The organism is Larkinella sp. C7 (genome assembly GCF_006149005.1).
Taxonomy (GTDB): domain Bacteria; phylum Bacteroidota; class Bacteroidia; order Cytophagales; family Spirosomataceae; genus Larkinella.
Window position 1 is genome coordinate 1 of sequence record NZ_VBSL01000104.1, and the last position, 223, is coordinate 223.

Below are 223 nucleotides of genomic sequence, written 5' to 3' on the forward strand. Positions count from 1 at the left end.
ATTGATAGCCATCTTGATTGATGACTTGGTCGTAGTAAACTCGGTCGCCAGCATTAGCATAGAAGGCCAAAGGTGCTGAAGCTGACGGACTATTCTTTACCTCTGTGCGTTCAGGATAAGTATAATAACCCGAGCTTGGAATATCCTTGCCAACTTCTTGAACTGCTGTAGTCACGGAAGCCGGACTGACCACTTCTGTCGCTTGTGTTTGAACTGCTTGGTC

1 protein-coding gene is annotated in these 223 nt (G+C 46.6%); it reads right to left on the reverse strand.

Annotated features, from left to right (window positions below):
• Nucleotides 1-223 (reverse strand): SH3 domain-containing protein (locus FH871_RS34570; protein ID WP_212768336.1); only part of this gene is annotated, 223 nt, incomplete at both ends.